Genomic DNA, 20,316 nt, shown 5'->3' with positions numbered 1-20,316 from the left:
TTACCCCACCTCTGAACAGTGACGCAAAAATGCCAGCCAGTGCCGCTGGCATTTTTCTTTCCGAAGCAGACTTAATCTGCCTGGCGCTGCGCCAGCCCAATCACCCGGGCAAACATCTGCCGTATTAACGGCGGGATGGCCTCCGGCCCGCGTTCCGCCGCCGACGTCGCCACTGCGATTGCCAGTTCTGGCTTGGAGCTCTGGTGAATCGCTTTAGTAATAATACGCCTGGAACTCATCGGAACGTTTAACGGCAGGTGCGCCATCTGATGATAGACACCCTGGAAACCCTGGTGATAGAGAAAATTCTCCATATCCAGCGCCGGTAGCTGCGTCAGAAAACGCGGCTCAGGATCGCCGGGCTGTAACTGTGTGCGTGCGGTGCTGGCATATTTATTACCCGCCTGATCGCCGTCTGTCAGCACATGCCAGGCAATGCCCATGCGGCGGGCAAACTTCAGCAGCGGCTTTAAGCCCGACTGAGCAAACTCAATTACTTTTACCCCTTCAGCCGCGAAGTTGTAACCGCACTGCTGTGCCAGCTCATTCATGATCCAGACTTCGGTTTCCCCCTCCACCAGCAGCCAGCAACGGGCAAACAGCGCTGCAGGCCGGTTGACACGAATATGGAAGCCGATGCGTCGGCTCTCTTCGGCACTCAATCCCTCCGGACCAATACGCCAGGCGGCCACGCGCGAGGGGCCGCGTACCAGACGACAGACGTTCTCTACAGGCACCTGAGACAGCAGCTCAGCGGAATTGGTGGTGGCGATTTTTTGCAACGGCAGCAGCTTCAGCAGGTTCCATGCTACCGACAACATAATCGGATGCAGCCGGGTTTCAGGATCTTCAATCAGCAGCAGCGGCCGGGCATCAGCGGCCAGCGGGACATCGCCTCGCGCCTCAATCAGCAGGGTAAACATTTGCAGCAGGATCAGCTGACGGCTGCGGGAGTCGGTTCCGGCAATCAGCTGATTGAGATGATCCAGCGCCCGCCATCCCTTTTCCCCGTCGCGTGTCTGCGCATCCCGTGACCTGAGTTCGTTGCCCGCATCGGGCAACTGCACCAGAAAGTAGTGCTGCATTAGCTGCTGCATGGTCTTCAGCCCCTGTCGCAGCACCTCATCACTGAGCTGCTGGGGATGATGCTCCAGATCGCGCGCCAGCGACTCCATGCCCGCCAGCAGCTCAGGATGGGGAGTCGCCACCGGCGCACTGTTTTGCGTCCGCTTACTAAAGCGCGCATCGCGCAGTCGCAGCACCGGATAGCGTTTCAGCAGCAGATCAATGGCCGCCGCGCAGTGCTGCTCAGGCAACAGCTGTGCGTTCACATCAACGAAACGGCGTCGGGTCTCGATGCCGCTGTCATGCCAGGTGGCACTAACACTGTAATAAAGCCGACGCTGACCCTGAGCATCGTGCTGCCAGAAGGCCGAGAGCACCGCATCCGGGTCGCTGCCGTCATCGCGAAAATGAAATACCACTGACAGACGGCGCATAGGATCGGTCACATCGCCTGGCGTGAAATGGAAATCAGCCTGGGTAAAATCATAGGCTGGTTCATGGGGCGAAAGCAGCAGGCTCAGGGCATCCAGCAGGCTGGATTTCCCCCACGCATTCTCACCAATCAGCAGATTGGTGCGGGTTAGAGGGAGTGAGAGTTTGTCGATGCCGCGGAAACCGCGAATATCGATATGTTCCAGAATCATAGGCGTCCGTCCTCAGGTTATAAACAGCATGGTTGCCGCCAGCGAACCGGTCAAGCTGCGATGGGGTTTACTCCGATACGCTTTTTCGCTAGCGTGTTGCCTCTTCCCCCATGGATGGCATTGATATGTACTCCGGACTTCTGATTATTCTGCTGCCGCTGATCGCCGGCTGGCTGCTACCTTTCCGCAAAACCGACACCCTGCGCCGGGTAAATCAGCTGCTGGGCTGGATGGTTTACGTGATCCTCTTCTTTATGGGCATCAGTCTGGCCTTTCTCGACAATCTGAGCAGCAACCTGCTGGCGGTTTTTCACACCGCACTGGTGGCGGCGTTCTGTATTCTGCTGTGCAATCTGCTGGCACTGCGCGGACTGGAAAAGTATGCCCCCTGGCAACATGCGCACCGGCAGGAGAAACTGCCATCGCGACTGCATATGGCGCTGGACTCCCTGAAGCTGTGCGGCGTCGTTGTCCTTGGTTTTTTGGTTGGGCTGACCCAGTGGCCACTGCTGCATCACGCCTCAACCGCAAGCGAATATGCGCTGATCTTCCTGCTGTTTCTGGTGGGCGTTCAGCTGCGCGGCAGCGGCATGACGCTGCGGCAAATCATCCTGAACCGTCGTGGCATGCTGGTGGCCGTTGTCGTGCTGGTCAGCGCGCTGATCGGCGGCATGCTTGCCGCGCTGGTACTGGGCATCCCTCTGAAGACCGGTCTGGCGTTAGCCAGCGGCTTTGGCTGGTACTCCCTCTCCGGCATTCTGATGACCGAAGCCTTTGGCCCGGTCATCGGCAGCGCCGCTTTCTTCAACGATCTGGTGCGTGAACTGGTCGCCATCATGCTGATCCCGGCACTGATTGGCCGTCATCGTTCGAGTGCACTGGGCCTGTGCGGAGCCACCTCAATGGACTTTACCCTGCCGGTACTGCAGCGGGCGGGCGGCAACGAGATTGTCCCGGCCGCCATTGTGCACGGCTTTGTCATGAGTCTGCTGGCCCCGATTCTGATCGCCCTCTTCTCTGCCTGAATCCTGTCTGAGATGCGCTGAGCTCTGCCAGCGCATTTTTTCACGTCTGCTTTTCTGCCGTGTCGTCTACGCTTCTTTTTTCGGTTCTGGTCACGTCACTCTTTAGTACGGGCCGACAAAGGAGAAGAGCATGAAACAAACCGTGGCGGCGCTGGTCGCCAAAACGCTGGAAAGCGCGGGCGTCAAACGCATCTGGGGTGTCACCGGGGACTCCCTTAACGGCCTGAGCGACAGTCTCAATCGCATGGGCACCATCGAATGGATGCCGACGCGCCATGAAGAAGTGGCTGCCTTTGCGGCGGGCGCGGAAGCCCATATCAGCGGCGAACTGGCGGTCTGCGCCGGTTCCTGCGGGCCAGGCAACTTACATCTGATCAACGGTTTGTTTGACTGCCATCGCAACCGCGTCCCGGTTCTGGCGATCGCGGCGCATATCCCCTCCAGCGAAATCGGCAGCGGCTATTTCCAGGAAACCCATCCGCAGGAGCTGTTCCGCGAATGCAGCCACTACTGTGAGCTGGTCTCGAATCCTGAGCAGTTACCCCAGGTGCTGGGCATCGCCATGCGCAAAGCGATTCTGAATCGTGGCGTCTCGGTCGTGGTACTGCCTGGTGACGTGGCGCTGAAACTGGCACCGGAAAGCGCCAGCACTGAGTGGTATCCGCCGCAGTTGCCGCAGGTCCTGCCGCAGCCCGCCGAACTGGCGCGGCTGGCTCAGACGCTGAACGACGCCACCGATATTACGCTGCTGTGCGGCAGTGGCTGCGCCGGTGCGCATCAGGAAGTGGTCGCGCTGGCCGAAGCGCTGAAAGCGCCTATCGTCCATGCGCTGCGCGGTAAAGAGCACATCGAGTATGACAACCCTTATGATGTCGGCATGACCGGCCTGATTGGCTTCTCATCCGGTTTCCACGCCATGATGAATGCCGGGACGCTGGTGTTACTTGGTACCCAGTTCCCCTACCGCGCCTTCTATCCCGAAAAAGCTAAGATCATCCAGATCGATATCAATCCGGGCAGCCTGGGATCACATTGTCACGTCGATCAGGCTTATGTCGGCGATGTGAAAAGCACGCTACAGGCATTGCTGCCGCAACTGACGCCCAAAAGCGATTGCAAACATCTGGATAGCGCGGTTAAGCATTATGGCGAGGCGCGCAAAAGTCTGGACGAACTGGCGCAGCCCAACGATAAGCAGCCGATCCACCCGCAATATCTGGCACAGCAGATCAGCCACTACGCCAGCGACGACGCTATCTTTACCTGCGATGTCGGAACCCCGACCGTCTGGGCGGCGCGCTACCTGAAGATGAACGGCAAACGCCGCCTGCTGGGTTCGTTTAACCATGGCTCAATGGCGAATGCGATGCCACAGGCGCTGGGCGCGCAGTCGATCGATCGCAACCGTCAGGTCGTCGCGCTGTGCGGCGACGGCGGTTTCAGCATGCTGATGGGCGATTTTATCTCGCTGGCGCAGCTGAAAATGCCGGTAAAACTGGTGATCTTTAACAACAGCGTACTGGGCTTCGTGGCGATGGAGATGAAGGCCGGTGGCTATCTCACTGACGGCACCGAGCTGGAGAATCCTGACTTTGCCGCTATCGCCCAGGCCTGCGGCATCCGTGGCATCCGGGTAGAAAAAGCGTCGGAACTGAATGGCGCGCTGGAGCAGGCGTTTGCCCATGATGGCCCGGTGCTGGTGGATGTCATTACCGCCAAAGAGGAACTGGCGATGCCGCCGCAGATCAAAATGGAGCAGGCCAAAGGCTTCAGCCTCTACATGCTGCGCGCCATCATGAACGGTCGCGGGGATGAGGTGGTAGAACTGGCGAAAACCAACTGGCTGCGGTAAAACAGAGGTTCCATCCAGGCGGGCGCGATGCCCGCCTTTTTTTTGTCTTCCGCCACGTTCAGGAGCATAAGGTGATCGATTTACGCAGTGATACCGTGACCCGGCCCAGCGCCGCAATGTTAAGCGCGATGATGTCAGCCGAAACCGGTGATGACGTCTACCGTGACGATCCCACCGTGAATGCGCTGGAGGCGGAAGCCGCACGCCTGAGCGTCAAAGCCGCAGCGCTGTTTTTCCCGACCGGCACCCAGGCAAACCTGGTGGCGTTGCTCAGCCACTGCGAGCGCGGCGATGAATATATCGTCGGTCAGCAGGCGCACAACTACAAATATGAAGCGGGCGGCGCAGCGGTGCTGGGCAGTATTCAGCCGCAGCCGGTGCTGGCCGCCGACGATGGCACCCTGCCGCTCGATGTGGTGGCAGCGGCCATTAAGCCGGATGATATTCACTTTGCCCGCACCCGCCTGCTGAGTCTGGAGAACACCCATCACGGAAAAGTGCTGCCGCTGGATTACCTGGAGCAGGCCTGGACCTTTACCCGCGAGCACAAGCTGGCGCTGCACATTGATGGCGCACGCATTTTCAACGCGGTGGTCGCACAGAAGACCACACTGGCGGCGATTGCCCGCTACTGCGACACCCTCACCATCTGTCTTTCTAAAGGTCTGGGTACGCCCGTCGGTTCGCTGCTGTGCGGCGACACCGCGCTGATTGAGCGCGCCCGTCGCTGGCGCAAAATGACCGGCGGCGGCATGCGTCAGGTGGGTATTCTGGCGGCGGCGGGTCTCTATGCGCTAGAGTACAACGTGGCGCGACTGCAGGAGGATCATGACAATGCCGCCTGGCTGGGGCAGCAGCTGCATGAGCTGGGCGTCAGCGTCATCGATCAGCAGACCAACATGCTTTTTGTGGCGGTGCCGGAAGCCCAGGTCAAACCCTTAGGTGAGTGGATGAAGGCACGCGGCGTGTTAATCAGCGTGGGAACGCGCACCCGACTGGTTACTCATCTGGATGCTGACCGTGCGGCGCTGGAGCAGGTTGTCGCCCACTGGAAGGCGTTTCTCCAACAGTAATCCGCTATTCCGCCGCGCCATACTTCTCCAGTAGCGCGCCAGCTATCGCGGCGGTTTCGGCATCGGGCTGACCGCGATAATCCGCAGGCCGGAAATGCATCTGAAACGCGGTAATCACCTTCTGCTGTTCACGCGCACTCATCCCCGCTGTCACTGCATAACCGTAGCGTTGCAGACTTTCCATAAGCAACTGTACAGGCACCTGCGCATGCGGATCCTGACCCGCTAAATAAAACTGCACCCGTCCGGCATCGGGCCAGGCACCGAGTCCGCGCTGTGCCAGCTGCTGCCACGGGAACAGTGGGCCAGGATCTTGCTTGCGCTGCGGCGCGATATCACTGTGACCGACAATGTTTTCAGGTGGGATGTCATAACGCTGTGCAATATCCCGCACCAGCGCCTCCAGCGTAATGATCTGGGTAGCAGTAAAGGGCTGCCATTCGAGGCCGGTCAGCGTCCGGCGATAACCCCGGTTCACCAGCTCAATGCCAATCGAGGTGTCATTGATGCGGGTGGCTCCACGCCAGAAGCTGGGACCGGCATGCCAGGCAAGCTGCTGCTCCGGCACCAGCTGCCAGATAACGCCTTTACCGGCGCGCTGTGGCGGCTGGCGGGGAATCAGATAGTGGGCGCTGACTTCCCGATCGGTGAGCGTCGCCAGCGACGAAGAAAAATCTTCGGCGGTGTAGTGGACCACAATCACCTTCACCCGTGGTCGCGCGCCCTGCGCCGGATGCCGCAGATCGGCCCAGTAGCCGTCACGGGATTCCATCCCGGAGTGACAGCCCGCCAGCAGCAGCGCCAGTATCAGCAACAGCCCGCGTTTCAACGAATGATCACCGCCGTACCGCTGACGCTGACCATCAGCATGCTGCCATCTTTGCCGACCGTTTCGTAATCAATGTCGATACCGACCACCGCGTTGGCACCCAGTGATTTTGCCTGCTCTTCCAGCTCTTCAAACGCGATCTCCCGCGCTTTACGCAGTTCTTTCTCATACGCGCCGGAACGGCCACCGACTACATCACGGATACCCGCGAAAAAATCGCGGAAGATGTTGGCCCCCAGAATCGCCTCTCCGGTAACCACGCCGCAATATTCACTGATGCTGTGACCTTCCAGTGTTGGGGTTGTTGAAAATTTCATCGCATTCTCCTTGTTGAAAACCGGGCTAAGGCTCTTTCGACTAAAAAGCACGGCTATACTCTATGCTAAAAAGGGCACCTTGCCAGAGAACCATAAGGAAATCGAGATGAGAAACAACGCGTTTGCGCTAATGATCCCGGCGGCCCTGCTGCTCAGCGCCTGTACCACCGTTGAGCCAGTCATTAAGGATAATGGCCCGCGAACCGCCCCCTGCATTGACGGCGGTCCTGACCAGGTAGCCCAGAAGTTTTACGACCTGCGCGTCGAACAGCCTGTGCAGGGTCTGCCCGACAGCAACACGCTGGCAAAATATCGCCCTTACCTGAGTGATGCGCTTTATCACTCCCTGCAGGCGGCCAGCGGCAGCAATGCCGGCTCACAGTGGCGCAATGGCGATCTCTTCTCCAGCCTGTCACAGGGTCCGACGGCTGCCAGCGTTGCCGATGCCTCCACCATTCCGAACCGTGATGCACGCAACATACCGCTGCGGGTCGATCTGAGCCGCGATGGCAAACAGTGGCAGGATGAAGTGCTGATGATCCATCAGGGCACCTGCTGGGTCGTTGATGACGTGCGCTACATGGCGAACCCTGCGCATGCCGAGGGTGGCAGCCTGAGCCAGATGCTTGAAAAATCAAAAAAATAATTAAGGTTCAACGGTTATGAAAAGCGCAGCCACCGCAGGTGACTGCGCTTTTTTTATTGCCGCTGCCCGCCACAAGGCCTTTCACTGACCGCAGACAGCGCATGATATTGTGCTAAGCTTTTGCTATTTACCTGCTGTTTTACAAATTTTAACCCACCTTAATTGCATAACTATTCTGGTGACGTTAAAATCCGCGACACTAATAGCTATTCAAATCTGGCGCATGAGTATTCAACTAAACGCAATAAACTGCTTCTACGGTGCTCATCAGGCGCTGTTCGACATCAACCTTGAGTGTCCGCAAGGCGAGACTCTGGTGCTGCTGGGGCCTAGCGGTGCGGGCAAGAGTTCGCTGCTGCGGGTACTTAACCTGCTGGAGCAGCCACGTTCAGGTCAGTTGCAGATTGTCGGCAATCAGTTCGACTTCACGCAGAAACCGTCTGATGCCGCGATTCGCGAACTGCGTCAGAACGTCGGCATGGTGTTTCAGCAATATAATCTCTGGCCACATCTGACCGTGCTGCAGAATCTGATCGAAGCGCCCTGCCGGGTTCTGGGCCTCAGTAAAAGCGACGCCCGTTCCCGTGCCGATAAGTTGCTTGACCGGCTGCGCCTGACGCCCTATAGCGATCGCTTTCCGCTGCATCTCTCCGGGGGTCAGCAGCAGCGTGTGGCCATTGCCCGCGCGCTGATGATGGAGCCGCAGGTGCTGCTGTTCGATGAGCCGACGGCCGCGCTGGACCCTGAAATTACCGCACAGATTGTCAGTATCATTCGCGAACTGGCGCAGACCCGCATTACCCAGGTGATTGTGACCCATGAAGTGGAGGTGGCACGTAAAACGGCCAGCCGCGTTGTTTACATGGAGAACGGTCACATTGTGGAACAGGGCGATGCCAGCCGCTTTACACAGCCGCAAACCGAGGCGTTTGCTCACTATCTTTCGCACTAAGTCAGGATGCTAAAAATGAAAAAAATGGTACTTGCTGCACTGCTTGCCGGTTTTAGCCTGAGTGCTACCGCGGCACAGACGATTCGTTTTGCGACCGAAGCCTCTTATCCTCCTTTTGAGTTTGTGGATGCGGATAACAAGATTCAGGGCTTTGATGTCGATCTGGCTAACGCGCTGTGTAAAGAGATCGACGCAACCTGCACCTTCACTAACCAGGCGTTCGACAGCCTGATCCCAAGCCTGAAGTTCCGTCGCTTTGATGCGGTGATGGCGGGCATGGATATCACGCCGGATCGTGAGAAACAGGTCCTGTTCACCAAGCCTTACTACGACAACTCGGCGCTGTTTGTTGCTCAGAAAGGCAAAGTTGCCAGTGTTGAAGCGCTGAAAGGCAAGCGGGTTGGCGTTCAGAATGGCACCACTCACCAGAAATATCTGACGGATAAACATAGCGACATCACCATCGTGCCTTACGACAGCTATCAGAACGCGGTGCTGGATCTGAAAAACGGCCGTATTGATGCTGTCTTCGGTGACACTGCCGTGGTCAACGAGTGGCTGAAACAGAATGTAGCGCTGGCTGCCGTCGGCGACAAAGTGACGGATAAAGCCTACTTTGGTACTGGCCTGGGCATTGCGGTACGCACCGGCAACACCGATCTGCAGACTAAATTCAATGGCGCGCTGGATAAGATCAAAGCAGACGGCACCTACAAAACCATCTACAGCAAATGGTTCCAGCAGTAATCTCTGATGAATGAAATGATGACCCTCGCAAGCGCCGCCGGGATGACCGTCGGCCTTGCTGTTTGTGCTCTCATCGCAGGCCTGGTGCTGGCGATGATATTCGCTGGCTGGGAGTCACTGCGCCTGAGACCGCTGGCGTGGATTGGCACCGGTCTGGTGACGCTGATCCGTGGCCTGCCGGAAATTCTGGTGGTGCTGTTTATCTATTTTGGCGCCTCACAGCTGCTGCTCACCCTCTCTGACGGCTTCACGCTGAACTTCGGGCTGTTTACGCTGCCGGTTCAGATGCAGATTGAGAACTTCGATGTCAGTCCGTTCCTGTGCGGTGTGATTGCGCTGGCGATGCTCTATGCCGCCTACGCCTCACAGACGCTGCGCGGCGCACTCAAAGCGGTGCCGGTCGGTCAGTGGGAGTCGGGACAGGCGCTGGGTATGAAAAAGTCGGCCATTTTTCTCCGGCTGATTATGCCGCAGATGTGGCGTCACGCCCTGCCCGGTCTGGGCAATCAGTGGCTGGTGCTGCTGAAAGATACCGCGCTGGTCTCGCTAATCAGCGTCAATGACCTGATGCTGCAAACCAAAAGTATCGCCACCCGCACGCAGGAGCCGTTTACCTGGTTCCTGGTGGCGGCCGCGATCTACTTAGTAATTACGCTGTTCAGCCAGGCGGTGTTACGCCGCATCGAACTGCGCACCACCCGCTTTGAACGGGGGAACAGCTAATGCTGGCCTATCTGCCCGAACTCCTGAAAGGGCTGCACACCAGCCTGACGCTGACGGCGGCCTCGCTGGTCGTAGCACTGCTGCTCGCGCTGCTCTTTACCGTGGTGCTGTCGCTGAAGACGCCGGTACTGAATCCGCTGGTAAAAGGGTTTATCACGCTGTTTACCGGTACGCCGCTGCTGGTGCAAATCTTCCTGATCTACTACGGTCCGGGACAGTTCCCCTCGATCCAGCAGATTCCCTGGCTGTGGCATTTACTGTCGCAGCCGTGGCTGTGCGCGATGCTGGCGCTATCGCTGAACAGTGCGGCTTACACCACGCAGCTATTTTACGGTGCGGTCCGGGCGATTCCTTCCGGACAGTGGCAGTCGTGCGCGGCACTGGGAATGAGCCGCAAAGACACCCTGCGCATTCTGCTACCTTATGCATTTAAACGCGCCCTCTCCTCCTACTCCAATGAAGTGGTGCTGGTGTTTAAAGGCACCTCGCTGGCCTACACCATCACCCTGATGGAAGTCATGGGCCACGGCCAGCTGCTCTATGGTCGCACCTACGACATTACGGTCTATGCCGCGGCGGGTCTGATTTATCTCTGCGTTAACGGTTTGCTGACGCTGATGATGCGCCTGATCGAAAAACGCGCCCTGGCCTTTGAACGACGTAACTGAATACCGGGCGAGCCCCCTCGCCCTTTTCGCCTGAAAAATCACAATAATTGCATAAAAATTCATTTCATGGCAGGGTATCGCCTTCTCTGGCTGACCACATCACAGGAATCATAAAATGAAAAAATGGATTATCGCTGCTGCGCTGGCTTCGCTGGCGGTGACCGCGCAGGCCGCGGAAACGATTCGCTTCGCTGCTTCAGCAACCTATCCGCCCTTTGAATCTCTGGACAAGGAAAATAACCTCGTCGGATTTGATATCGATCTGGCTAAAGCGCTGTGCCAGCAGATGAAAGCGGAGTGTACCTTCACTAACAATGCCTTCGACAGCCTGATCCCGTCACTGAAATTTCGCCGCTATGACGCCGTGATTTCCGGTATGGATATCACCACGGAGCGCAGCAAGCAGGTCGATTTTACCCAGCCTTATTACGCTAATTCTGCCATCGTGATTGCACCGAAAGGCCGGTTCAGCAGCTTCGGTGATTTGAAAGAAAAGCGCATCGGCGTTGAAAACGGCACTACCCACCAGAAGTACCTGCAGGATAAGCATCCGGAAGTGAAAGTGGTGGCGTATGACAGCTATCAGAATGCGATTCTGGATATGAAGAGTGGCCGGCTGGATGGCGTGTTTGGCGACAGCGCGGTAGTGAATCAGTGGCTAAAGGCCAATCCGGATCTCGCGACGGTCGGTGAACATGTCACGGATGCAGACTACTTTGGTACCGGCCTCGGCATTGCCGTGCGCAAAGGCAATACCGCGCTGCGCTATCGGTTCAATCAGGCACTGACTGAACTGAAAGCCAACGGCAGCTGGCAGCAGCTCAATCAGAAATGGTTCCCGGAGTAATGACCGGCTGAAGCTCCGGACTTAGTGCTGACGTCGGGTTAACAGCGTCAGCACTTCAAAATGCGCGGTGTGCGGGAACATGTCGAACAGCTGCACTTTTGTAACCTCATAGTCATTCAGCCGGGCAATATCCTGCGCCATGGTCTGCGGATTACAGCTTGAATAGAGCAGATAATCCGGGGCCATCTGGCTGAGATAGTCACACAGCGCCTCACCCATACCACGGCGTGGCGGATTCACCAGCACCAGCTGCGGCACTGCGTCGCGTCCGGTGGCAAACGCCGTCGAATCCAGCGCCGCAAACTGCACGTTTTCCAGCCCCAGCATCTCAGCAGAACGCCGGGCGCATTTAATCGCCTCGGCGCTGATCTCAATACCGGTCAGTTCCATTTCCGGTGTCGCGCAGTGCAGGCCAAAACCGCCTACGCCGCAGAAGAGATCCCACATGCTGTTAACCGGCAGCGCACGCACCCAGTCGCGCGCAGTGGCATAGAGCGCGCTGGCAACCTTCGGGTTGGTCTGAAAGAAGCTCTGCGGGCGGATCCACAGCGGCACGCCATTGAAGTTCTCTGCCAGCGACTGATCGGGCGTCAGCGCAATCTCCTCTTCGCCCTCCAGAATCGCCATGTGCACTGGCTGAATGTTGGCCGAAATCACCGCCAGCTGCGGTAACTGCTGCTGCAGCCACGGCAATGCCGCGCGCAGCTGTTCCAGTTTGGCGGTTGAGCGCAGGACAAAACGCAGCATCACGCCGCCCTGCTGGCTCTTGGTGATCAGCAGAAATTTGAGTTCACCGCGTTTGCGCGCCACGTTGTAGGGCGTCAGCCCGGCACGGGCGATAAAAGGCTTAAGCGCTGCAAACACCGGCTGGAAGCTGGCGGGATAGAGCGGGCAGTTGCAGAGATCGACAGGCTCACCATCACGGTGAACAAGACCCAGCACCGGACGCTCAACACTACCGCTGACCACCATTTTGGCTTTGTTACGAAATGCCTGCTGCGCTGACGTGACGGGCGGTAACCAGTCCGCAACCGGCTGTTCAGCCAGTAGCTGTTCCAGCTGCGACTGTTTGTCGCTCAGCTGAATGGGATAGGGTTTTTCCAGCCACTGACAGGAGCGGCAACGGTTAGCGTCATAAAGCGCGCAGTGCATGGTAAAGCCTTAACGATGGGGTCGGGCGGAGCGCGATTGTATCACCGCTTTCTGAAAAAAGCGCGGCTGCTGGCAGGCAGAAACAGCAGCATCAACACGACCAGATCGGGGATTTTCTGCGACAGCGTATGGTGGATAATCTGGACGTTGTTGTCGCCATCAATGCTGAAAATCTCGGGGTAGATCCCGCCCAGCGAGGCAAACAGCATATAGATCAGCACAACCCCCTGCGTGGCTACATAGCCCCAGCGGCCACGGTTACTGCCGCGCATCAGGGTAAAGGCGCAGCGCAGTTCGAACAGGAAGATCAGCTGACTGGCGATAAAGATAAGCGTCGAGTCCCAGGACTGGGCGCTGCGGTGAACAAAGTTGGCGATTTCACTGTAACCCAGCTCATTGGCCAGCATCAGTACGCTCAGGCAGCGGGTCGCAATAATGGCAATGCCCGCAACCGTCACCGGAACCGGTGCGTCTGAAAGCGTTGCACTGCTTTTGAAGATTTCTGACATAGTCCCTGACTCCACCCGATCGAAAAACGGGCCGGTTAAACCGGCCCGTTCATATAGTGGCAAAGGTTACGTATTTCAGCCACGTTTAGCTTTCTGAATATCGCTTAAACGCTGTTTTTCTTCGTGCGCCATGAATCGCCAGGCGATAAAACCGACTAAACCGACCACAAACAGGATCAGGGAAGCCAGCGCGTTGATTTCCGGGTTCACGCCTCGGCGTACGGTAGCGAAGATTGCCATCGGCAGCGTGGTGGCGCCCGGACCGGTCACAAAGCTGGCGATTACCAGATCGTCGAGTGACAGGGTAAATGCCAATAGCCAGCCAGTCACAATCGCCGGCGCAATCATCGGCACGGTAATGACGAAGAAGACTTTCAGCGGCGTCGCACCTAAATCCATCGCCGCCTCTTCGATTGAGCGGTCCAGTTCACGCAGACGCGAGTTAATCACCACCGCCACATAGGCGGTACAGAAGGTGACGTGCGCCAGCCAGATGGTCAGCATACCGCGCTCACTCGGCCAGCCAAAAGCGTTGCCCATGGCCACAAACAGCAGCAACAGCGACAGGCCGGTAATCACATCGGGCATCACCAGCGGCGCCGTCAGCATAAAAGCAAAACCGTTGTGCCCGCGGAAGCGACCAAAGCGCACGATGATCACCGCCGCCAGCGTACCCAGCACCACCGCCATGGTGGCCGACAGCCCGGCAATGCTCAGACTCAGCAGCACCGCATCAATCATCGCGCTGTCCTCAAACAGCACTTTGTACCAGTGGAATGAGAAGCTGTCCCACACCGTTACCAGCGGTGAGCTGTTGAAGGAGTAAACCACCAGCAGCAGCATCGGCGCATAGAGGAACAGGAAGCAGCAGACCAGAATGCCGGTACGCCAGGGCGAGCGGATGGTTGGCAAATTATTCATACCTTCTCTCCCATTTCACGGTTTTGATGCTTATGGAACCAGATGATCGGCAGAATCAGGATCAGCAGAATAATCACCGCCAGCGCGGAGGCCACCGGCCAGTCGCGGTTATTGAAGAACTCCTGCCACAGGATACGGCCAATCATGATGCTGTCCGGGCCACCCAGCAGTTCAGGGATCACATACTCCCCCACCGCCGGAATAAACACCAGCATCGACCCGGCGATAATGCCGCCTTTGGTCAGCGGCACAATCACGCTGAAAAAGGTCTTCAGCGGACGCGCCCCCAAATCCAGTGAGGCTTCCACCAGCGAGTAGTCGATACGGGTCAGCGCGGTGTAGATTGGCAGCACCATAAACGGCAGATAGCAGTAGACGATACCGATATAGACCGCGGTGTTGGTGTAGAGGATCACCAGCGGATGATCGATCACGCCCAGCCACAGCAGGAAGCGGTTCAGAATACCGTTGTTGTTCAGCAGGCCCATCCAGGCGTAAACGCGCACCAGAAACGAGGTCCACGACGGCAGGATCACCAGCAGCAGCAGAATGGTGCGCATCGACGGCTTGCTGTGCGCCACGGCCCAGGCAAGCGGATAGCCAATCAGCAGACAGATTACCGTGGAGATCGCTGCCACTTTCAGCGACTGCAGATAGGCGTCGATGTAGAGCGGATCGTCGGTCAGCGTCAGGTAGTTGCCGAAATTGAGCACAATACTGAACTGGTCGTCGGCCCAGCTCACCAGCTCGGTGTAAGGGGGGATCGCCCGCGCAATGTCCGCGAAGCTAATCTTCAGCACCGTCAGAAACGGCAGCAGGAATAACAGCACCAGCCAGACATAAGGCAGTGCGATCACCAGCTTGCGGCCATGCTGCATTTTTACCCGCGTGGCCCAGCGTTGCAGCGGCGTACCGACCAGGCGGGCGGGCGCTTTAGCGCGTTGGAAAATCTGGCTCATAGCCGCTCCTTAAACCGTCAACACCACGCAGCTGTCGCTTTCCCAGCAGAGGCGGACTTCATCACCCCAGGTCGGCAACCCTTTGCGGTAGCGATGCGCGTTTTGCAACTGTGCGCTGATCATCTGCCCGCTATGCAGACGGACATGGAAAATCGAGAGGTCACCGAGATAGGCGATGTGAACCACTTCGCCCACCGCAAAGTTACAGCCATCAGCCGGCACCTCATCGCACAGCATGACTTTTTCCGGACGCAGCGCGACGTGCACCGGCACGTTATCCACTACCGAAACATCGGAGTCGACTTTCAGCGGATGCATCAGGCCGGGGCTGTCGATTACCAGGCCATCTGCCTGACGTTCACGCAGTAAGCCTTCGAAGACGTTAACCGACCCGATAAATTCGGCGCTGTAGCGGCTGGTCGGATGCTCGTAAATCTCTTCCGGCTCGCCAATCTGCACGAACTTACCGCGATTCATAATCGCGATACGGCCCGCCATGGTCATCGCCTCTTCCTGGTCGTGCGTTACCATCACGCAGGTCGCGCCCACGCGCTCCAGAATATCGACCACTTCCAGCTGCATCCTGTCGCGCAGCTTCTTGTCCAGCGCGCCCATCGGCTCATCCAGCAGCAGCAGTTTGGGCCGTTTTGCCAGGCTGCGGGCCAGCGCCACACGCTGACGCTGACCACCGGAAAGCTGATGCGGTTTGCGTTTCGCAAACTCCTGCATATGCACCAGCGCCAGCATTTCGGCGACGCGGCTGGTGATCTCCCCTTTCGGCAGCCGATCCTGCTTCAGACCAAAGGCGATGTTCTGCTCCACCGTCATGTGCGGAAACAGCGCGTAAGACTGGAACATCATGTTGATCGGACGCTGATAGGGAGCAACGTGCGACAGATCCTGTCCATCCAGCACAATCTGGCCGCTGGTTGGGGGTTCAAAACCGGCCAGCATGCGCAGCAGCGTGGATTTGCCACAGCCCGATGCGCCCAGCAGAGCGAAGATTTCACCTTTATAAATGGTCAGACTGACATCATCCACGGCGTGCTGGCCGTCAAAGGATTTGGTCAGATTGCGAATTTCCAGCAGCGGCGTTAAAGCCTTTGCGGTTTTATGTTGAGGGCGGGGAATGGCATCGTTCACAAAGGGTTCTCTCCGGAGCCAGGCGGAACATGGCGGCAAAACCCGCCGCTAAAAATGGCACAACAGAGGCCGGGGTTGCGCCTCTGTTGCTGATGCGTGACAGGTCAATCCGTTAGGGACGAACTACTTACCACTTTTTACTTTAGTCCATGCGCGCGTACGCACACGATCCAGTTTCGGATCCTGGACTTTCAGCACGAACAATTTCGACATCGCTTCAGGCGTCGGGAAAATACCCGGGTTGTTGCGGACGTCGGCATTGATCAGCGGCAGCGACGCTTTGTTGCCGTTGGCGTAGTTCATTTTGTTGGAGACATCGGCGATCACTTTCGGATCCATGATGTAGTTCAGCCAGGCGTAGGCACCGTCGAGGTTTTTGGCATCTTTCGGGATCGCCATCATATCGAAGAAGGCCAGAGCTCCCTCTTTCGGCACGCTGTAGCCCAGATGCACGCCGTTTTTCGCCGCATCGGCACGGTTTTTCGCCTGCAGAATATCGCCCGACCAGCCGATGGCGACGCAGATGTTGCCGTTAGCCAGATCGTTGATGTACTGCGACGAATGGAAGTAGCGGATATTCGGACGCAGTTTCAGCAGCAGGTCGGTCGCTGCGCCGGAATACTCTTTAGCATCCGAGGTATTCGGATCTTTGCCCAGATAGTTGAGCACGGTGGCGAAGATCTCTTCCGGTGCATCCAGGAAGGAGACGCCACAGCTTTTTAGCTTCTCCAGATTTTCCGGCTTCAGTACCAGATCCCAGCTGTTGACCGGCGCATCGGCGCCCAGTGCGGCTTTAACCTTGTCGATGTTGTAACCGATACCGGTGGTGCCCCACAGATAAGGAATGGCATATTTGTTACCCGGATCGTGCTGCGCTACTTTTTCCATCAGCGCCGGATCGAGGTTTTTATAGTTCGGCAGTTTGCTCTTATCCAGTGGCTGGAATACGCCGGACTGCAGCTGACGCGCCAGGAAGCTGGAAGATGGCACCACGACATCGTAGCCGGTGCTGCCCGCCATCAGTTTGCCTTCCAGCACTTCGTTGGAGTCAAACACATCGTAGACCACTTTAATGCCGGACTGCTTTTCAAAGTTCGGCACAGTATCTGGCGAAATATAATCGGACCAGTTGTAGACGTGCAGCGTTTTATCTTCCGCCATACTGCTGGCCGACGCGGCCATCAGCGCAGCAGCTACCACAGCTGACAGCCATTTCTGACGTGAGTTGAACATATTTTTCCATCCTCCTGAGCGGGTCATTTCAACGCTGCAAACCTGAGATCCCTGCATTGCGTTCTGTACAAGACGTCAGTGACACAATGAATCATTATCCAGCGGGAGTTTAATAGCAAAATCCTATAGCTGGGACGCAGTTACACGTCTGTTACAGCCCCGCAAGCATAGCCCCCCCGCTCAGGCTTCACCAGACCCCAGCGTAAAAAACGCCTGAAAGCGATATTTTATGCATGTCTGAGCTATGAGGTTCGGCTTTCATGGCATAAACCACGACAAATATCTGGCGGTAAAGGGCAAAATGCAGAATAAAAAAAGGCGGCGGCAAATCGCGGGCATAAAAAAGCCGTCTCAGGGACGGCTTAGTGGGCGACCCTATCGGGCTTAGTGCAGCACAGAATGAACGCTGGTCACCGGAACGTGCTCTTCTTCTTCACCCACAATCAGCAGATTATTGGCAAAGGCCTCCAGGATCACCATGGAGATTTGCTCTTCACTCTGTTTCATAAAGTGTGAGAACTGACCAAAGGTTAATCCGGCGGTAGTAGTCATTGACTGACAGACAATGAGCTTCGGCAGATTATCATCCTGAATGTCGATAAAGGCTTTCACCGTCAGAGAACTGGCATTAATTTGCGACAGATCGCCGACCAGCGGAATCAGCGCCGTCGGCTTCACTTCAGCCAGCGCCGAAAACAGAATGACGTTGTCGACCAGATCGATTTTGGCGTCAAACACCCCATCAAAGTTTTGCATGTGCGGCAGATGAAGTGCCTGACAGGCATCGCATTCGAACCAGGTGATATTTTGCTGATCCAGCCAGCGACGCAGCAGGTCGATATCCGGAACGACAAGAGAATCCATCGTAAAATCCCAGTGGGGTGATAAACAGGCGACTTAGCTTACGGAAAAATGCGCGGCGATGCCACGAAAACTGCTGAAAAGCGCGTGTCAGCCAGCGGTTTTAGGACGGAGCCCGGGGATGGCCTGCTGCTCAATCCGCTGAATCATCAGCGCAGCAATGTTAAGGCCGCTGCTGGTTTCAATGCCTTCCAGGCCGGGCGAGGCGTTCACTTCCATCACCAGCGGACCGCGATGGGCACGCAGAATATCGACACCGGCGATTTCCAGCCCGAGGGTGGCCGCTGCTTTCGTGGCGATCTGCCGCTCCTGTGGCGTGATCGCTACCGGATACGCTTTACCGCCGCGATGCAGGTTAGAGCGGAAATCGCCCTCTTTCGCTACCCGCTCAATCGCTGCCACTACCTGATTGCCGATCACCAGACAGCGAATATCACGACCCTGTGCTTCTTTAATGAACTCCTGCACCAGGATATGGGCATTCAGGCCGCGGAAGGCATCGATGACGCTCTCTGCCGCCTGACGCGTTTCCGCCAGCACCACGCCAATGCCCTGCGTCCCTTCCACCAGCTTAACCACCAGCGGCGCGCCGCCGACCATGGCGATCAAATCGTCAGTGTCATCGGGCGAGGAGGCAAAGCCGGTGACCGGCATATCGATGCCTTCACGTGCCAGCAGCTGCAGCGAGCGCAATTTATCCCGGGTGCGGGTAATGGCGGCGGACTCATTCAGGGGATAGCTGCCGCACATCTCAAACTGTCGCAGCACTGCCGTGCCATAAAAGGTCATGGCGTTGCCGATGCGGGGGATAACGGCATCGAAATGGCCCAGCGGTTCACCACAATAGTGAACCGCCGGTGAGGCGGGATTGATATTCATATAGCAGGAGAGCGGATCGATGATTTGCACCACGTGGCCGCGAGCGGCAGCCTCGTCACGCAATCGCCGGCTGGAGTAGAGCGTCTCATCACGCGACAGAATGGCTATCTTCATCGCAGCTCTCTCCTGGTGGATTAACGCGTGGCCCAGCCCTGCTGATGCAGATAATCGAGCATAAACGGACGCGTCTCTTTAATAATCAGCCGCTGGATCAGCTCGCTCCAGGTTTCGCTGCGCTGGTTGCTGTCGCGCTGCTGATAGTAGAGTTCTGTGCGGCTGTCATATTCTGCCAGCACCGCCGGATCCAGAGGATGATAGCGGTTCTCATGCACCAGCATCGCATGCGGCATACGCGGTTTGACGTCCGGCTTTGATTCCGGATGCCCCAGACAGAAACCAAACAGCGGCAGCACAAATTTCGGCAGGCCCAGCAGTTCGGTCACTTCTGCGATGCTGTTACGAATTCCGCCGATAAAGACGCCACCCAGATCCAGCGACTCTGCTGCGACCATCGCGTTCTGTCCCATCAGGGCGGTGTCGACGCAGCCCAGCAGCAGCTGCTCGGCACGGCCCAGCTGCGCATCCGGGCAAATCTGCAGGTGCCGATTAAAGTCCGCGCAGAAAACCCAGAACTCAGGTGCATCTGCGACCCACGTCTGTCCGCCGGTCAGCGTCACCAGCTTGTCACGCAGCGCTTTGTCGGTGATACGGATAATAGAAGAGCACTGTAAAAAGCTGGATGTGGACGCCGATTGCGCCGCATTAATAATCGCTTCACGCTGGGCTTCGCTGACCGGCTGGTCAGTAAAGGCGCGGATTGAACGGTGGCTGCACAGTAAATCAATGGTCGGTGTCATAAAGTCTCCAGCAACATTATCTTTTTTTATCAATCTGATTGAACAGCTGTGGCGCAATAGCTTTCGCGGTGCGCCACATCAATAGCCAGGCAGCAGGCAGCATCAGCACCACGCCAGCGATGAACAGCACGGTAGCCAGCGTTCTGGCATCCGCCTGATCTGGCAGCGGCAGCCAGTGGTTAATCAGCAGCAGCGCACCCAGAATTAACAGGCCGCCAGCCGCTTCCAGCACCACGATAAACCGGGGTAATCTGGCCACACTCTGCATCATATCCTCCTGCCTTTGCGGCTTACTGAGCGTCAATTATGGTCAACAACCCAAAAATTGCGCGGGTTACACGGGCTGCCGTCGTGAAAAAGCCCTTGTTTCAGACGCTTCCTGAACGGCGGCAATAGCGTGCGGGCATCAGACTA

Annotated in this window: 22 protein-coding genes; 9 read left to right on the top strand and 13 right to left on the bottom strand. The window is 57.2% G+C overall.

What is annotated here, in order from left to right:
- Positions 1-71: 71 nt before the first annotated feature.
- Positions 72-1,709, bottom strand: a complete 1,638-nt coding sequence (locus BY447_RS16980; RefSeq protein WP_110331617.1) for a DUF2813 domain-containing protein — start codon at positions 1,707-1,709, stop codon at positions 72-74.
- A gap of 125 nt (positions 1,710-1,834) precedes the next feature.
- On the opposite strand from BY447_RS16980, the gene BY447_RS16975 reads away from it, so the two are divergent.
- The 3 genes from BY447_RS16975 to ltaE all read left to right on the top strand — a co-directional run bounded on the left by BY447_RS16975 (position 1,835) and on the right by ltaE (position 5,659).
- On the top strand, positions 1,835-2,734 hold the full coding sequence (locus BY447_RS16975) for a lysine exporter LysO family protein (protein WP_110331616.1): 900 nt from the start codon (positions 1,835-1,837) through the stop codon (positions 2,732-2,734).
- Positions 2,735-2,864: 130 nt separating this feature from the next.
- Positions 2,865-4,586 (top strand): ubiquinone-dependent pyruvate dehydrogenase, encoded by a 1,722-nt coding sequence (gene poxB / locus BY447_RS16970; protein WP_110331615.1) that lies wholly within the window; start codon positions 2,865-2,867, stop codon positions 4,584-4,586.
- Between the two features lie 71 nt (positions 4,587-4,657).
- Positions 4,658-5,659 (top strand): low-specificity L-threonine aldolase, encoded by a 1,002-nt coding sequence (gene ltaE, locus BY447_RS16965; protein ID WP_110331614.1) that lies wholly within the window; start codon positions 4,658-4,660, stop codon positions 5,657-5,659.
- Between the two features lie 4 nt (positions 5,660-5,663).
- Here ltaE and BY447_RS16960 read toward each other — a convergent pair whose 3' ends face one another.
- Together BY447_RS16960 and BY447_RS16955 are read right to left on the bottom strand one after the other, a co-directional pair.
- Complete coding sequence (locus BY447_RS16960; RefSeq protein WP_110331613.1) at positions 5,664-6,488, bottom strand: N-acetylmuramoyl-L-alanine amidase; 825 nt, start codon at positions 6,486-6,488, stop codon at positions 5,664-5,666.
- Positions 6,485-6,805, bottom strand: coding sequence for a heavy metal-binding domain-containing protein (locus BY447_RS16955; RefSeq protein WP_033782490.1), 321 nt, complete (start codon positions 6,803-6,805; stop codon positions 6,485-6,487). Before BY447_RS16955 ends, BY447_RS16960 begins: the two co-directional genes overlap by 4 nt.
- Positions 6,806-6,911: 106 nt before the next feature.
- On the opposite strand from BY447_RS16955, the gene BY447_RS16950 reads away from it, so the two are divergent.
- From BY447_RS16950 to BY447_RS16925, 6 genes are all read left to right on the top strand, one after another.
- Entirely contained in the window at positions 6,912-7,451 is a 540-nt protein-coding gene (locus BY447_RS16950; protein ID WP_013357291.1) for a lipoprotein, read from the top strand.
- 223 nt (positions 7,452-7,674) lie between these two features.
- Entirely contained in the window at positions 7,675-8,403 is a 729-nt protein-coding gene (gene artP, locus BY447_RS16945) for an arginine ABC transporter ATP-binding protein ArtP (RefSeq protein WP_110331612.1), read from the top strand.
- A 15-nt stretch (positions 8,404-8,418) separates the two neighbouring features.
- The gene (artJ, locus tag BY447_RS16940) at positions 8,419-9,150 is read left to right on the top strand and encodes an arginine ABC transporter substrate-binding protein (RefSeq protein WP_110331611.1); all 732 of its coding nucleotides are present in this window, start codon (positions 8,419-8,421) and stop codon (positions 9,148-9,150) included.
- Positions 9,151-9,156: 6 nt separating this feature from the next.
- Complete coding sequence (gene artQ / locus BY447_RS16935) at positions 9,157-9,873, top strand: arginine ABC transporter permease ArtQ (RefSeq protein WP_003849293.1); 717 nt, start codon at positions 9,157-9,159, stop codon at positions 9,871-9,873.
- The gene (gene artM, locus BY447_RS16930) at positions 9,873-10,541 is read left to right on the top strand and encodes an arginine ABC transporter permease ArtM (RefSeq protein ID WP_033732079.1); all 669 of its coding nucleotides are present in this window, start codon (positions 9,873-9,875) and stop codon (positions 10,539-10,541) included. Before artQ ends, artM begins: the two co-directional genes overlap by 1 nt.
- Positions 10,542-10,656: 115 nt before the next feature.
- The gene (locus BY447_RS16925; protein WP_110331610.1) at positions 10,657-11,388 is read left to right on the top strand and encodes an arginine ABC transporter substrate-binding protein; all 732 of its coding nucleotides are present in this window, start codon (positions 10,657-10,659) and stop codon (positions 11,386-11,388) included.
- A gap of 21 nt (positions 11,389-11,409) precedes the next feature.
- On the opposite strand, the gene rlmC is transcribed toward BY447_RS16925, so the two are convergent.
- From rlmC to BY447_RS16875, 10 genes are all read right to left on the bottom strand, one after another.
- Complete coding sequence (gene rlmC / locus BY447_RS16920; RefSeq protein ID WP_110331609.1) at positions 11,410-12,540, bottom strand: 23S rRNA (uracil(747)-C(5))-methyltransferase RlmC; 1,131 nt, start codon at positions 12,538-12,540, stop codon at positions 11,410-11,412.
- Between the two features lie 41 nt (positions 12,541-12,581).
- Positions 12,582-13,049 carry a YbjO family protein gene (locus tag BY447_RS16915; protein ID WP_013357283.1) on the bottom strand — a complete coding sequence of 156 codons (468 nt, stop codon included), beginning with the start codon at positions 13,047-13,049 and terminating at the stop codon, positions 12,582-12,584.
- A 75-nt stretch (positions 13,050-13,124) separates the two neighbouring features.
- Positions 13,125-13,970 (bottom strand): putrescine ABC transporter permease PotI, encoded by an 846-nt coding sequence (gene potI, locus BY447_RS16910; protein WP_013357282.1) that lies wholly within the window; start codon positions 13,968-13,970, stop codon positions 13,125-13,127.
- Complete coding sequence (gene potH / locus BY447_RS16905) at positions 13,967-14,929, bottom strand: putrescine ABC transporter permease PotH (RefSeq protein WP_110331608.1); 963 nt, start codon at positions 14,927-14,929, stop codon at positions 13,967-13,969. Before potH ends, potI begins: the two co-directional genes overlap by 4 nt.
- Before the next feature lie 9 nt (positions 14,930-14,938).
- Entirely contained in the window at positions 14,939-16,072 is a 1,134-nt protein-coding gene (gene potG / locus BY447_RS16900; RefSeq protein ID WP_013357281.1) for a putrescine ABC transporter ATP-binding subunit PotG, read from the bottom strand.
- A 123-nt stretch (positions 16,073-16,195) separates the two neighbouring features.
- On the bottom strand, positions 16,196-17,305 hold the full coding sequence (gene potF, locus BY447_RS16895) for a spermidine/putrescine ABC transporter substrate-binding protein PotF (protein ID WP_010669743.1): 1,110 nt from the start codon (positions 17,303-17,305) through the stop codon (positions 16,196-16,198).
- A 384-nt stretch (positions 17,306-17,689) separates the two neighbouring features.
- Entirely contained in the window at positions 17,690-18,169 is a 480-nt protein-coding gene (locus BY447_RS16890) for a YbjN domain-containing protein (RefSeq protein WP_003849273.1), read from the bottom strand.
- Positions 18,170-18,256: 87 nt separating this feature from the next.
- Positions 18,257-19,159 carry a 30S ribosomal protein S6--L-glutamate ligase gene (rimK, locus tag BY447_RS16885; protein ID WP_110331607.1) on the bottom strand — a complete coding sequence of 301 codons (903 nt, stop codon included), beginning with the start codon at positions 19,157-19,159 and terminating at the stop codon, positions 18,257-18,259.
- A gap of 20 nt (positions 19,160-19,179) precedes the next feature.
- The gene (nfsA, locus tag BY447_RS16880) at positions 19,180-19,902 is read right to left on the bottom strand and encodes an oxygen-insensitive NADPH nitroreductase (RefSeq protein ID WP_033782476.1); all 723 of its coding nucleotides are present in this window, start codon (positions 19,900-19,902) and stop codon (positions 19,180-19,182) included.
- 16 nt (positions 19,903-19,918) lie between these two features.
- On the bottom strand, positions 19,919-20,170 hold the full coding sequence (locus tag BY447_RS16875) for a DUF1418 family protein (protein WP_013357278.1): 252 nt from the start codon (positions 20,168-20,170) through the stop codon (positions 19,919-19,921).
- Between the last annotated feature and the right edge of the window lie 146 nt (positions 20,171-20,316).

The organism is Pantoea sp. JKS000250 (assembly GCF_003201065.1).
Lineage (GTDB): Bacteria > Pseudomonadota > Gammaproteobacteria > Enterobacterales > Enterobacteriaceae > Pantoea > Pantoea vagans.
This window is presented reverse-complemented; position numbering and strand designations above follow the sequence as displayed.